Origin of the sequence: Nitratireductor pacificus pht-3B (genome assembly GCF_000300335.1) — a bacterium.
Lineage (GTDB): Bacteria > Pseudomonadota > Alphaproteobacteria > Rhizobiales > Rhizobiaceae > Nitratireductor > Nitratireductor pacificus.
On sequence record NZ_AMRM01000032.1, the window covers coordinates 1 to 13,167 of the forward strand.

Here is a 13,167-nt window from a genome sequence, read left to right on the forward strand (position 1 = left end):
ATGGTGAGCCTGTCGAACCACGCACGGCGCCGGAACGAAAAAGGCCGCCTGAACGGCGGCCTTTCATCATCTTTCCGGTGGGCAGGACGGCTTATGCGTCGCCCTCCTCCTTCTTGGCGGCAGCCTTCTTCGGCGCGGCCTTCTTCTTGGCCGCAGGCTTTTCCTTCTTCGCCGGCTTGGCCTCGGCTTCCTCGTCGTCGTCCGCCATCAGCTCGTCGCGCGACACGTTCTTGTCGGTCACGGAAATCTCCGCGAGGAGATGGTCGATGACCTTCTCCTCGAACAGCGGCGCGCGGATGTTGGCCGTCGCCTGCGGGTTCTGGCGGTAGAACTCGTAGATTTCCTGCTGCTGGTGGGCGGGATAGCGGCGGATCGATTCGATCAGCGCACGCTGCATCTCCTCGTCGCTGACCTGCACGGCGGCCTTCTCGCCGATCTCGGAGAGCACCAGGCCCAGACGCACCCGACGCTCGGCCAGGCGCTGATACTCTTCGCGCGCCTCCTCCTCGGTCGTGTCCTCGTCCTCGAAGCTGCGGCCGGCGGTCTCAAGATCGCGGGTCACCTGGCTCCAGATGTTGCCGAACTCGGCCTCGACGAGCCTGGACGGCGCCTCGAACTTGTAGGCCTCGTCGAGCGCATCGAGAATCTGCCGCTTGGCCTTCTGGCGGGTCACCTGGCCGAACTGGTTCTCGAGCTGGCCGCGAACGATCTCGCGCAGCTTCTCCGCCGATTCCAGACCAAGCATCTTGGCGGTCTCGTCGTTGATCTCCAGATCGTTCGGCTTGGAGACTTCCTTGACCTTGATGTCGAACTCGGCTTCCTTGCCGGCCAGATGTTCAGCGGCATATTCCTCGGGGAACGTCACCTTGATGGTGGTCTCGTCACCGGCCTTGAGACCGACGAGCTGCTCCTCGAAACCGGCGATGAACTGGTTGAAGCCGATCACCACCTCGGAATCCTCGGCCGCGCCGCCGTCGAAGGGCTCGCCACCGATCTTGCCGAGATAGTCGAGCTTGACCTTGTCGCCTTCGGCGGCCTTGCCCTTCTTCACCTCGTAGGTGCGGGCGGAGTCAGCGACGCGCTTGACCTGCTCATCGACCTCGTCGTCCGGCACGGAGTAGACCAGACGCGTGATCTTGATGTCGGAGAAGTCCTTCAGCTCGATCGGCGGAATGACCTCGTAGGACATGGAGAATTCGAAGTCAGCCTGGCCGGCCAGAACCTTCTCGGCTTCCTTCTCGTCCTCGGTCATCGAGATTTCCGGCTGCATGGCCGGCTTCTCACCGCGGTCGGAAAGAAGCTTCTGCGTGTCGGAGAGGATCTCGTTGACGACCTCGGCCATCAGAGATTTGCCATAGACACGGCGCAGGTGCTGGGCCGGCACCTTGCCGGGCCGGAAGCCCTTCAGGTTCACCTTGCCCTTGGCGTCGTCGAGGCGTTGCTCAAGGCGCGCCTCCAGATCCTTGGCCGGGACGGTGACCTTCAGTTCGCGCTTGAGCCCTGAGTTGAGAGTCTCGGTAACCTGCATCCATCAAACCTTTGTATTCGCTTGCATCGCCGCGTTCACGGCGCCCAACGCTCGTTCTGTCGGGGAATTCGTGCCGGAGTTGGCCCTTCTGGTGCGGGTGGAGGGACTTGAACCCCCACGGCTTGCGCCACAGGAACCTAAATCCTGCGTGTCTACCAATTCCACCACACCCGCTCCGAAAGCCCCAAGATACGCCTCAAGCTTCCGAAAGCGCGGGGTTCTATATCACCTGCACCTAGTCTATCAAAGTGAAATTGGCAAGTTTCCGGGCTTTTTTACGTCCTCCCGCGAGGCCGCCCCGGACCGGCGTTCCAGAGGCCTCGGGAGCACGCTCCGCAAGGATTCGTTTCGGGTCCGATAACCGCTTCCCGCTTCCGCCATGCTGCAGCCGCAAAAGAGCCATGTTGCATTGCACAATTTGCATTGCTGTCATGCAACATTGGCACTTCAAAGCATGGCTCGATGAGACTATCTCCTGGTCACAACGAATTCATGATTTGAACGAAGCGAGCAACGACATGAACATCATCCGCAACTACCGCAACTGGCGCCGCTACCGGCAGACCGTCAACGAGCTGAGCCGCCTGTCCAACCGCGAACTGAACGACCTCGGCATTTCCCGCGGCGACATCCCGTTCGTGGCGCGCAAGTCGGTCTAACGAGTTTTGAATTTCGCCAGGATCACCTCCTCCCGATCCTGACGAATGCGGCCGGCATCCTCCTCCTCCCGATTGCCGGCCACCCAAAACGACACCCGCCGAACCTCCTCCCTCGGCGGGGGTTGTTTCCCCGGTGAAGCAGCAGCTGCAAAGCGCATAGCCGGACCAGTTTCAAGGCTTCCCTGAAGGTCACCTCCTCCCGACCTTCACGGAACGACCGGCACCTCCTCCTCCCGGATGTCGGTCACCCAAAACGACACCCGCCGAACCTCCTCCCTCGGCGGGTGTTGTTTTCCAGCGGCGGCCACCTATATGGAGCCGGTCGCAGACAGATTTGACAGTTTCGTCGAGGTTACCTCCTCCCAACCTCGGCGGATATGACCGGCACCTCCTCCTCCCAAAATGCCGGTCACCCCATAACGACACCCGCCGAACCTCCTCCCTCGGCGGGTGTTGTTTTTTTATGTTCCGTCTCTCCCCATCGCCCCGGCCGGCAACGTCTCGAAGACGGCGTTCGCTCAATTGCATTCCAAGCCGCCGCGGCCTATGTCCTTCCCATGAAACCAATTCACATCATCGGCGGCGGCCTCGCCGGATCGGAAGCGGCATGGCAGGCGGCGGAAGCCGGCGTGCCGGTCGTCCTCCACGAGATGCGCCCCGTGCGCGGCACGGACGCTCACCAGACGGATGGTCTGGCGGAACTCGTCTGTTCCAACTCCTTCCGCTCGGACGACGCGGAGACCAACGCCGTCGGCGTGCTGCATGCGGAAATGCGCCTTGCCGGTTCGCTGATCATGCGCTCGGGCGACGAGAACCAGGTTCCGGCGGGCGGCGCGCTGGCGGTCGACCGGGTCGGCTTTTCCGAGGCCGTGACCGCCGCGCTCGAAGCGCATCCGCTGATCACCATCGCCCGCGAGGAGATCACCGGCCTGCCGCCAGAGGCGTGGGATCAGGCGATCATCGCCACGGGTCCGCTGACGGCGCCGGCGCTCGCCGAGGCGATCGCCGTCAGCACCGGGGCTGAATCGCTCGCCTTCTTCGACGCCATCGCCCCGATCGTGCATTTCGACACCATCGATCTCGATGTCGCCTGGTTCCAGTCGCGCTACGACAAGGTGGGCCCCGGCGGCACCGGCAAGGACTACATCAACTGTCCGATGGACAAGGCGCAGTACGAGGCCTTCATCCAGGCCCTGCTCGACGGCGAGAAGACCGAGTTCAAGGAATGGGAAGGCACGCCCTATTTCGACGGCTGCCTGCCGATCGAGGTCATGGCCGAACGCGGGCCGGAGACCTTGCGCCACGGGCCGATGAAACCGATGGGCCTGACCAACGCGCACAAACCGGACGAGAAGCCCTATGCCGTCGTCCAGTTGCGCCAGGACAATGCGCTCGGCACGCTCTACAACATGGTCGGTTTCCAGACGAAGCTGAAATACGGCGCGCAGACCGGTATCTTCCGGATGATTCCGGGTCTCGAGAACGCCGAGTTCGCCAGGCTCGGTGGCCTGCACCGCAACACCTATCTCAATTCGCCCGCCCTGCTCGACGGAACGTTGCAGTTGAAGAGCCGCCCGGGCCTGCGTTTTGCCGGACAGATCACCGGTTGCGAAGGCTATGTGGAAAGCGCGGCGATGGGCCTGCTCGCCGGGCGCTTCGCGGCCGCATCGCGGCTCGGGCACGCCTTTGCCCCGCCGCCCGTGACAACCGCCTTCGGCGCGCTGCTCAACCACATCACCGGCGGGCATATTCTCTCGGCCGACGAACCGGGTAAGCGGTCCTTCCAGCCGATGAACGTCAATTTCGGGCTGTTTCCTCCCGTGGACGTCCCGAAGCCCGAGGGCCGGCGGCTGCGCGGCAAGGAAAAGACCGTCGCCAAGAAACGCGCCATGAGCGCCCGCGCGCTGGCCGACTGCAGGCGCTGGCTGGAGCAGGAAACCGCAGGCATCGCCGCCGAATAGACCTGCTCAACGTTTCACGGAAGCGTTGCGCGGGGCGCTCAGCGCCACTCGGCGCGGCGGATGAAGATCGTCCCGGAGATGTTGCGAATCTGCGAGCCGGGCTTCAGTTCGGCGTGGAAATAGGTCGGTGCGAGCATGATCGTCCGGCCGTCGGCCGTCAGAGTCAGCGTCGCCCCCCTTCCCTGTTCCACCATCTCCGCGACCTGCTCGTCGCTCACCGGAAAGCGCGTCACCGGTTCGTCGTCGATGCCGAGGCCGATCACATTCTCCTGCAGGCTCAGGGACAGCCGCGCGCCGTCCGGCAGGTCGATCCGGCTGGTTTCGCCTCCGGCCGGATAGAGCTGCGCGTTGAGCAACACGGTGTCGAACCCCGCGACGACAAGGGCCATCGGTTCGGAGCTGTTCACGACCACCGTATCGTCCGGCTGCTTGCGCGCACGGTCGGGGTCCAGCCCCCAGGCGACGGCGACGTCGCGATAGGAACGGCCGGGCGCGGTCACGTCGAACCCTTCCGGCGCCACCGACTGGAGGCTCCGCTCACCGGACAGGAAGAGCAGCGCCGAAAGCGCCCGATCGTGATCCTCTCCTTCGACAGGCGGGTTGTTGACGATCGCCAGGAACCGCGCCGACTGGTCGGCCACCGACCGGGAGAGCGCGCCTTGCGGGCCGAAACTGCCGAGGAGCAGCGCCAGCACCGGCAGACCGGCGATGACCCGCGTGTCGCCGCGCAGGCGCGGCCAGAGCTGCGCCAGGACGAGGAGCGCCGAAACTGCGCCGAAAAGCCCGAGGAGGAAGCGGTCGACCGTGATGCCGAAAGCGCCCACGCGCAGGACCAGCGCATAGGCCAGAAGCGCGAGCGGTATCGGCAGCAGGAGCGGCCAGAAGCGCACGAAGAAGCGCGACGGCGCGCGGGCGGTGTCGAGGAAGGGCCGTGTCAGGATCAGGACGGCGAAGATGCAGAACCCGTAGGTCAGGACAAGCCAGCCGATCTGGCCATCCGGCACGCTCCGCGTGAGCACGATCTTCAATGCATAGAGATGCAGGATCACCGCATAGACGATCAGCAGGGGCACGGCCGCGAAATCGCCGAGCGCGCGCATGCCGCGCTGCATGAAGTCGGATTCGTGCCGGCCGGGCTCGACGGAAAAATCCCTCGGCGTCTGTCCCATGCCGAACAGCGGCGCGACGAACAGGCCGATCGACAGCCAGACGTGCTCGTAGAGATCCCCCGGAATGTCGATGCCGAACAGATGGGTCAGGCTGGCGAGGATCGCCGAGATCCCGCCACCGAACAGGCCGAGCGCCAACAGGGCGAGCAATGCGGCAAAAACCAGATGCGCGGCGAACATCCAGAAGGCGGCGCTCGTTCCGCGTCCGACAAAGGGAGCGAGCGGCACGACGCCGATCAGCGCCATCATGAAGGCCCATTCCGTGGTCACGCCGGTGATGCCGGGCCACATGACCGCGAAGGCGGCGAGCCCGCATGCGAACGGGACGAGCACCGCGCGCCAGCCTGACTGAAATCGCGATTCGACGAACAGCTTGCCCGAAAGGGCCGCCAGTGCGGCGGCGATCAGCGCGACGATCAGGTCGTCCGATCGCGCCGGGGCCAAGGCATCATTCGGAAAAACCCGGACATCGGCGGCCAGGAGATTGGCGTACAGCGCCGCGAGCAGAAGAAGCAGCGCGCTCAGCGGAAAGCGCAGGACCGCAGCGCGCGTGGCCGCAAGCGTTTCCAGAAGCGCCGACCGCCACCCAGACGGGACGGAGGATATTGCTGCTTGTGTGGTCAACGCTGTTCCCCTTCGATGCACGAATGCCCGTGCCACAAAGACCAGCCAAGCGGGGCGGAAATGCGGCACCTTCCAGGCCGGCAGCCAAGCCGGAACGCGCGCGCGCCGCGTCTCAGCCCCAGCCCCGCATCGCAAGACCCAGCATCGTCCAGTGGCGCCGCCACGGGGCAATGCTCGCGCGCTGATCCATCGGATCGACGCGGCCGCCGGCCATCCGGTCGAAATAAAGCGGAGCGAGACCGGCGGGCAGGTAGGCCGGAAGCAGGCGCCGCGGAAGCCCCTTGGCCGCCCTCTCGAAGATCCGCGCGTGCTCGCGGCCCAGCGCGATCATCGCCATCACGGCGCGATGCGCGCCCTGCGGGTCGTTGCCGGCCAGCAGAGCCTCGCGGGTCGTGCCAGCCGCGGCCAGAAGATCGGCCGGGATGTAGCACTGGCCCCGCCGGCGGTGGATCGGCAGCGACCGCAACAGGCCGGCGATCGCCTGGGCGCAGCCGGCATGGCCGGCCGTCTCGCCCGTTCGCTGCGCCGCGACGGGATCGAGCACCAGCGCGGCAAGCTGGATCAGCGCGGATGTGGTCTCGCCGCAATAACCCTCCAGATCGTTGCGGCTCGGCATCGGGTCGTCGTAGAGATCGAACTCGCGCGCATCGAGCATGTCGAGCAGAGGCTGGACGGGCAGGTCAAACGTCCGGACCGTGTCGAGCAGCGCGGCCGCCAGGGGCGCGCTCGCGGCGGCATCCGGCATCTGCCCGCTCAGGACATCACGCCAGAACTGCAGGCGCACGGCGCCCGGCAGCGGTTCGCTGACGCGATCGCGGATCGCGGCAATCTCGGCGTTGAAGGCGTAGAGCGCGGACAGTGCCCCGCGCCTGTCCGCCGGTGCATAGAGTACGGAAAGATAGCGGTCTGGATCGGCCTGGCGCAGCACCGACAGTGCATGGTCCGGCGCGGCTGCCATCTCAGTCGACGGCGACCAGCGCCGCGGCGACGGACCGGCTTTCCGCGAGCAGGACGTTGTAGGTGCGGACGGCGGCGCCGGTAGCCATCATCTCGACCGCGACACCCGCCTCGCGGAAGCGTTTGCGCAACGCCGCCGGAAGCGGGATCAGCGTCTTGCCGGTGCCTATGAGCAGGATGTCGAACGTCCCGGCCTCCGCCAGCAGCTTCGCATAGTCGCTCTCCGTCACAGGTTCGAATGCCGCCACGTCCCAGCCGTGAATGCCCGAAGGCAGGCAGAGGATCGAGCCGCGATGCGACATGTCGGCGAAGCGGAAGCCGCCATTGCCATAGGCGTCGATGGGCGCGCGACCGGGGAAATGGGCCGCGCGCATCTGGAGACCGGCAGACATCACTTCGCCGGCAACTGACCGGCGGTCCCGCCGTCCGCCGCATCACCCTCATCTGCCGTCCCGCCCTGCGCGCCGGTGGCGCGCATGCGGAACAGGATCAGCAGCGGTGCCGCGATGAAGATCGACGAGTAGGTGCCGATCACCACGCCGAAGATCATCGCCGCCGTGAACGAGCGGATCACCTCGCCGCCGAAGATGAACAGGGCGACCAGCGCCAGGAGCGTCGTCACCGAGGTCATGGTGGTGCGCGACAGCGTCTGGTTCATCGACAGGTTGAGAAGCTCCGGCAGAGGCATCTTCTTGAAGCGCCTCAGGTTCTCGCGCACGCGGTCGTACACCACGACCGTATCGTTCAGCGAATAGCCGACAATGGTCAGGATCGCGGCGATACTGGTCAGGTTGAACTCTATGCCCGTGATGACGAAGAAGCCGATGGTCATGATGACATCATGCAGCGTCGCCAGGATCGCCCCGACGGCGAACTGCCATTCGAAGCGCAGCCAGATATAGATCAGGATGGCGAAGAGCGAGGCGAGAACGGCGATGGTGCCGGCCCGCGCCAGTTCGCTCGAGACGGTCGGACCGACCACCTCGACGCGGCGGAACTCGTAGGCATCCTCCAGCTCGCCGCGCATCTTGGTGATGACGGTCTGCTCGGCATTGTCGCCGCCGTCCTGCGCCTGAACGCGGATCAGAACCTCGCGCGGATCGCCGAACTCCTGCACCTGGACCTCGCCCAGATTGAGCTCGGAAAGCCGCGAGCGGATGTCGGCGAGATCGGCCGGTCCCTCGCGGGACTGCACCTCGATCGACGAGCCGCCGCGGAAGTCGATGCCGTAATTCATGTTGAAGGTCATGAACAGGGCGACGGCCGCGATGGAGGCGATGGCCGACAGCGAGAAGGTCACGCGACGCAGCTTCATGAAACCGATGCGCGTCTCGTCGGGCACCAGCTTCATCGGCGTGCGCGGCAGTTCCTTCGGCCGGCGGCGGCGCACCCATTCGGCGATGATCCAGCGGGTCAGCGTATACGCCGTGAACACGGTGGTCGCGATGCCGATGGCGAGCGTCACCGCGAAGCCGCGCACGGGTCCCGATCCCAGATAGAACAGGATGATGGCGGCGATCAGGGTCGTCACGTTGGCGTCGACGATGGTCGCCAGGGCCTTCGAGAAGCCCGTGTCGACCGCCTGGATCAAGGAACGACCGCCGGCGCGCTCCTCGCGTATGCGCTCGAAGATCAGCACGCTGGAATCGACCGCCATGCCGATGGTCAGCACGATGCCGGCAATGCCCGGAAGGGTCAGCGTCGCGCCGAGCGCGGAAAGAATGGCAATGATCATCGTCACGTTCGCGACCAGCGCGATCACGGCGAACACACCGAGCAGGCCATAGGCGGCAATCATGAAGGCGACGACAAGCACGGCGCCGATTATCGAAGCGATCTTGCCGGCGTCGATGGAATCCTGGCCGAGGCCCGGTCCGACCGTTCGTTCCTCGATGATGGTCAGCGTCGCCGGCAGCGCGCCGGCACGCAGCAGAACCGCCAGGTCATTGGCGCTCTGGACGGTGAAGCTGCCGGAAATCTGGCCCGTTCCGCCGAGGATCGGCTCGCGGATCTGCGGCGCGGAGATGACCTGATCATCCAGAATGATGGCGAACAGCCGGCTGACATTCTCCTGCGTCGCCTGGCCGAAGCGCGTCGCGCCCTTCGTGTCAAAGCGGAAGCTGACGACGGGTTCGTTGGTACGCTGGTCGAAGGTCGCCTGCGCATCGACGAGATTCTCGCCCGAAACGATGACCCGATCCTCGATCAGGTAGGGAACGGGCGGATCGTCCATCGAATATTTGACGGATGTGCCGATCGGCGGACGGCCGGCAATGGCCTCCTGAACGGGCATCGACTGATCGACCATCTGGAAGGTCATCTTGGCGGTCTGGCCGAGGATGTCCTTCAGGCGCTGCGGGTCCTGCAGCCCCGGAACCTGCACCAGAATCCGGTCGTCGCCCTGACGCTGGATGACCGGCTCGGTCGTGCCCAGCTCGTTGACGCGCCGGCCGACCACCTCGATGGACTGCGTCAGCGCCGACGTCGTGCGGTACTCGATGCCTTCATCCGTGAGCGAGAAGCGCAGAAGCCCCGGCTCCGGCTCGCTCAGCGTCAGTTCGGTCACCGTGCCGCCGCCGAACAGGCCCGAGGCGATGGGTTGGGTCAGCTCCGCCAGCGCTTCCTTCGCCGCCGCGACATCGCCGGCATCGCGAATGCGCACCTGCACGCTCTGCCCCGATCCCGTCAGACCGGTATAGCCGATCCTCTTGTCGCGGAGCAGGCGGCGGATGTCGTCGCGCGTGGTGACGATCCGCTCCTCGATCAGTTCGTCCTGCTCGATCTGCAGCAGGATGTGCGAGCCACCCTGGAGATCGAGGCCGAGCGTCATCGGACGCGTCGGCGCCCAGTTCGGCAGGGACGACAGATAGGAGGCCGGGATGATGTTCGGCGCCGCATAGGCGATGCCGAGCGCCACGGCCAGCCAGATGAGGATCGTTTGCCAGCGCGAGAAGTGTAGCATGGTGCCTCTTGGGTTCGGGTCGAAGGCCGCAGAAGCGGCCCTCCCCGGCAATCACGTCCCAGAGCATCGGACCGAAAAATGGAATCCGGTTTTCGGTTGTTCCGATACTCCCTCAATGATCTAGATCGTCCCTTTTGCGTCCGAAAGGACGCATGGCGATCTAATGCGGTTATTTCTTGGCCGAGGTGTTGTCGGCCACCGGCTCGCCCTTGACGCGCACCTCGGCAAGCATCGAGCGGACCGCCGTGACCTTGTTGCCGCCGCCCAGGTCGATCTCAAGCTCGTGGTCGTTGACGACCTTCGTCACCTTGCCGACCAGGCCGCCGCCCGTCACCACCGTGTCGCCACGCCGCACGGCAGCCAACATCTCGGTGCGCTTCTTCATCTGCTGGCGCTGCGGCCGGATGATGAGGAAGTACATGATGACGAAAATCAGCACGAACGGCAGAATGCTGACAAAAATGTCCGGAGTGGCGCCGCCAGCCTGTGCGTATGCCGGGGTAATGAACATGGGATGCTCCTGATATGCGCCGGCGGGCCGGCTGATCGTAAATGTGGCCGGAATATAGACTTTCGCCCCTCCATTGCAACTGTTCGCCAGCTTTGTGCGCCACTGTTTGCCGGGCGTACCGCCACAAGGGGAGCGCGGCTTGCAAAGAGACCGGCCCTATGACAGAACCGTACCGTACGGTACACTTGCCGGATCGCCTCTCATGCAGCTTCCCGAGGGAGAATCATGCCCGACATCGATATCGAAGCGCTGAACGACAAGCTCGACCGGCTGATCGCCGCCGTGGAGCGCCTGGGGCCGCCTGCCTCTCCTCCCGCGCGCTTCGATGCGGCGGACTGTTTTGTCTGGCATGCGGAGGACCGGAGCCTCCTCCCCGTGGAGAAGGTCAACCGTGTGGAACTCGGCCTGATCCGGGGCGTCGATCGGGTGCGCGACATCCTGGCGGACAACACCGGGCGCTTCGCCCGCGACCTGCCGGCGAACAACGTGCTCCTGTGGGGGGCGCGCGGGATGGGCAAGTCTTCGCTGGTGAAGGCGATCCACGCCGATGTGAACCGGACCGCGGCGGCAGGCCAGCCGCCCTTGAAGCTGGTGGAGATCCACCGCGAGGACATCGAGACCCTGCCGCAGCTCATGGCATTGCTGAAGGCCGCGCCGTTCCGCTTCATCCTGTTCTGCGACGATCTGTCCTTCGACCAGGACGACACGTCCTACAAATCGCTGAAGGCTGCGCTCGAGGGCGGCGTCGAGGGACGTCCGGCCAATGTGATCCTCTACGCCACGTCCAACCGGCGCCATCTCCTGCCGCGCGACATGATCGAGAACGAGCGTTCGACCGCCATCAACCCGTCGGAGGCGGTGGAGGAGAAGGTATCGCTGTCGGACCGTTTCGGCCTGTGGCTCGGCTTCCACAAGTGTTCGCAGGAGGAGTATCTGGCGATGATCGACGGCTATGTCCGCCATTACGGGCTGGACACCGATCCCGATGCGCTGCGCGCCGACGCACTCGAATGGGCCACCACGCGCGGCAGCCGCTCCGGCCGCGTCGCCTGGCAGTTCATCCAGGACCTGGCCGGCCGCCTCGGCAAGCGGCTGGAGGGATGACGGGAGCGGCCGCCATCGCTCAATAAAGAACCCGCCCTCGCGGGCGGGTTAAGGCGCGGCCTGACCGGAGGTCTGGCAGACCGCAATCGTTCTTCGTTATTCGCGAAAGTCTATTCGAGATAGCCGGTCGGATTGACCGGTGTCGCGTTCTTGCGCACCTCGAAGTGCAGCTTCGGGCTCTCCGCATTGCCGCTCATGCCCGACAGCGCGATCTCCTGGCCGCGCTTGACCTTCTCGCCGCGCTTGACACGCAGGGCGCTGGCATGGCCGTAGACCGTGACCATGCCGTCGTCATGGCGCACAAGAACGGTGTTGCCGAATTCCTTCAAGCCGTCGCCGGCATAGATCACGACGCCGTTCTCCGCCGCCTTCACCGCCGTCCCGGCCGGAACGGAAATGTCGATGCCGTCATTGCGGACCGAACCGGACGTGCTGCCGAAGCCGGAGACGATGCGCCCGCGCACCGGCCAGCGCAACTTGCCGATGCCCGTCGAATCGGGTGCTGCGGCGGTGTTGTCCCGGGCCACCGCGGCCACCTGGCTTGTGCCTTCGGCCGGCTTGGCGTTCGCCCTGACCGGCGCCGGGTTGGCCGCCGGTTCGGGTGCACGCGGGGTGGCGCTGGTCGTGGTCGTATCGACCGCATTCTGCCTGGGAGCGCTCGCCACCTGCGTGGCGGGAGCGGCGCCGGCGGCCGGGATGGTTAGTTTCTGGCCGATCTGCAGATAGCCGTCGGACAATCCGTTCGCTGTCTTGATGCTGGCGGCGCTGGCGCCAGTCTTGCGCGCGATCCCGTAGAGCGTGTCACCGGAGGCGACGGTGTAGACACCGCCAGCACCGTTGCTGTTGCTTGCCGTCGCATTGTTCGCCTCGGCGCGGTCGGGCCGCGCGCGCGGCTTCGGCGTTTCGGGTAGCACGGCCAGTCGCTCCTGCGGCTCGCGCTGGGGTGCCGGCTGGCTGGGCGCCGGTTCGCGCGCCGCCGTCCGGGTGTTTTCCTGCTGCTGACTGGCGCCGGGGGCCGCAGCCTGCTGCGTGGCACTGCGCGAATAGGCATAGCTCGGAATGACCAGCTGCTGCCCGATCTGCAGGCCGGCATCCCGGGGCAGACCGTTGGCGCTGAGGATCACCCCGGCGGGCACACCGAAGCGGCGCGAGAGACTGTAGGCGGTGTCCCCTTCGCGCACGGTGACGACCGTGCTGCCGGCATCGCCGGTCCGGGCCGGCTGCGCGACGGAACCGGTCGCCGTCGTGTCGAGTTCCGGACGTGCCGCGACGACCGGCGCGGGCTGCTGCACGGGCGCGGCGATCGGCTGGCGCTGGATCGGGGCGGATGCGGCGGGAGGCGCCAGCGTCACCGGCTGGTTCATGCGGTTCGCGCCCGGCGCCGGCAGCGGCTGCTGTGCGACGCCGCCCACAAGTCCCGCAGGGCGGACGGCCTGGCGGTTGATTGAGCCGGTCGCGGTCGTGTCGAGACCGGCCGTATTGTAGCCGCTGTCACCGGGATAAGGCTGGCTGACCGGGGCCATCGCGACATTGCGATTGACCGACGACCGGCCGTCGGCGAAGTCGCTGGCGCGAAAGCGTGAGACATCGGAACTGCAACCGGCCACGGCGCCACCCACAAGAATGACAGCCGCTCCACGCACCAGAGTGCGCTCGAATTTCCGTGTGATGCAACGCATGAGACTACCCGCG

10 protein-coding genes and 1 tRNA gene are annotated in these 13,167 nt (G+C 65.8%); 3 read left to right on the forward strand and 8 right to left on the reverse strand.

Going from position 1 to position 13,167, the window contains the following annotated elements; all coding sequences use genetic code 11:
• Positions 1-91: 91 nt before the first annotated feature.
• Both tig and NA2_RS20355 read right to left on the reverse strand, forming a co-directional pair.
• Complete coding sequence (gene tig / locus NA2_RS20350; RefSeq protein WP_008599150.1) at positions 92-1,528, reverse strand: trigger factor; 1,437 nt, start codon at positions 1,526-1,528, stop codon at positions 92-94.
• A gap of 89 nt (positions 1,529-1,617) precedes the next feature.
• Positions 1,618-1,702: transfer RNA gene (locus NA2_RS20355), tRNA-Leu, on the reverse strand.
• A 344-nt stretch (positions 1,703-2,046) separates the two neighbouring features.
• Here NA2_RS20355 and NA2_RS21690 point away from each other — a divergent pair.
• Positions 2,047-2,187 carry a DUF1127 domain-containing protein gene (locus NA2_RS21690; RefSeq protein WP_008599151.1) on the forward strand — a complete coding sequence of 47 codons (141 nt, stop codon included), beginning with the start codon at positions 2,047-2,049 and terminating at the stop codon, positions 2,185-2,187.
• Positions 2,188-2,744: 557 nt separating this feature from the next.
• Positions 2,745-4,148, forward strand: a complete 1,404-nt coding sequence (gene trmFO, locus NA2_RS20360) for a methylenetetrahydrofolate--tRNA-(uracil(54)-C(5))-methyltransferase (FADH(2)-oxidizing) TrmFO (RefSeq protein WP_008599152.1) — start codon at positions 2,745-2,747, stop codon at positions 4,146-4,148.
• A 38-nt stretch (positions 4,149-4,186) separates the two neighbouring features.
• Here the strand turns inward: trmFO and NA2_RS20365 are convergent, their stop codons facing one another.
• The 5 genes from NA2_RS20365 to yajC all read right to left on the reverse strand — a co-directional run bounded on the left by NA2_RS20365 (position 4,187) and on the right by yajC (position 10,371).
• Positions 4,187-5,941 carry a DUF4153 domain-containing protein gene (locus NA2_RS20365; RefSeq protein WP_008599153.1) on the reverse strand — a complete coding sequence of 585 codons (1,755 nt, stop codon included), beginning with the start codon at positions 5,939-5,941 and terminating at the stop codon, positions 4,187-4,189.
• A 112-nt stretch (positions 5,942-6,053) separates the two neighbouring features.
• Complete coding sequence (locus NA2_RS20370; RefSeq protein ID WP_008599154.1) at positions 6,054-6,899, reverse strand: phytoene/squalene synthase family protein; 846 nt, start codon at positions 6,897-6,899, stop codon at positions 6,054-6,056.
• 1 nt (position 6,900) lies between these two features.
• Positions 6,901-7,290: an Mth938-like domain-containing protein gene (locus NA2_RS20375; protein ID WP_008599155.1), complete on the reverse strand. Its 390-nt coding sequence runs from the start codon at positions 7,288-7,290 to the stop codon at positions 6,901-6,903.
• Positions 7,290-9,860: a protein translocase subunit SecDF gene (secDF, locus tag NA2_RS20380; protein WP_008599156.1), complete on the reverse strand. Its 2,571-nt coding sequence runs from the start codon at positions 9,858-9,860 to the stop codon at positions 7,290-7,292. Before secDF ends, NA2_RS20375 begins: the two co-directional genes overlap by 1 nt.
• Before the next feature lie 169 nt (positions 9,861-10,029).
• Complete coding sequence (yajC, locus tag NA2_RS20385; RefSeq protein WP_008599157.1) at positions 10,030-10,371, reverse strand: preprotein translocase subunit YajC; 342 nt, start codon at positions 10,369-10,371, stop codon at positions 10,030-10,032.
• Positions 10,372-10,596: 225 nt separating this feature from the next.
• Here yajC and NA2_RS20390 point away from each other — a divergent pair, with 225 nt between their 5' ends.
• Positions 10,597-11,475: an ATP-binding protein gene (locus NA2_RS20390; protein ID WP_008599158.1), complete on the forward strand. Its 879-nt coding sequence runs from the start codon at positions 10,597-10,599 to the stop codon at positions 11,473-11,475.
• A 110-nt stretch (positions 11,476-11,585) separates the two neighbouring features.
• Here the strand turns inward: NA2_RS20390 and NA2_RS20395 are convergent, their stop codons facing one another.
• Entirely contained in the window at positions 11,586-13,154 is a 1,569-nt protein-coding gene (locus NA2_RS20395; protein WP_040678855.1) for a peptidoglycan DD-metalloendopeptidase family protein, read from the reverse strand.
• Between the last annotated feature and the right edge of the window lie 13 nt (positions 13,155-13,167).

Excerpts from the sequence above, each read along its gene's own strand:
- tig (WP_008599150.1), bottom strand. The coding sequence starts at position 1,528 with ATGCAGGTTACCGAGACTCTCAACTCAGGGCTCAAGCGCGAACTGAAG.
- NA2_RS21690 (WP_008599151.1), top strand. The coding sequence starts at position 2,047 with ATGAACATCATCCGCAACTACCGCAACTGGCGCCGCTACCGGCAGACC.
- trmFO (WP_008599152.1), top strand. The coding sequence starts at position 2,745 with ATGAAACCAATTCACATCATCGGCGGCGGCCTCGCCGGATCGGAAGCG.
- NA2_RS20370 (WP_008599154.1), bottom strand. The coding sequence starts at position 6,899 with ATGGCAGCCGCGCCGGACCATGCACTGTCGGTGCTGCGCCAGGCCGAT.
- NA2_RS20375 (WP_008599155.1), bottom strand. The coding sequence starts at position 7,290 with ATGTCTGCCGGTCTCCAGATGCGCGCGGCCCATTTCCCCGGTCGCGCG.
- secDF (WP_008599156.1), bottom strand. The coding sequence starts at position 9,860 with ATGCTACACTTCTCGCGCTGGCAAACGATCCTCATCTGGCTGGCCGTG.
- yajC (WP_008599157.1), bottom strand. The coding sequence starts at position 10,371 with ATGTTCATTACCCCGGCATACGCACAGGCTGGCGGCGCCACTCCGGAC.
- NA2_RS20390 (WP_008599158.1), top strand. The coding sequence starts at position 10,597 with ATGCCCGACATCGATATCGAAGCGCTGAACGACAAGCTCGACCGGCTG.
- NA2_RS20395 (WP_040678855.1), bottom strand. The coding sequence starts at position 13,154 with ATGCGTTGCATCACACGGAAATTCGAGCGCACTCTGGTGCGTGGAGCG.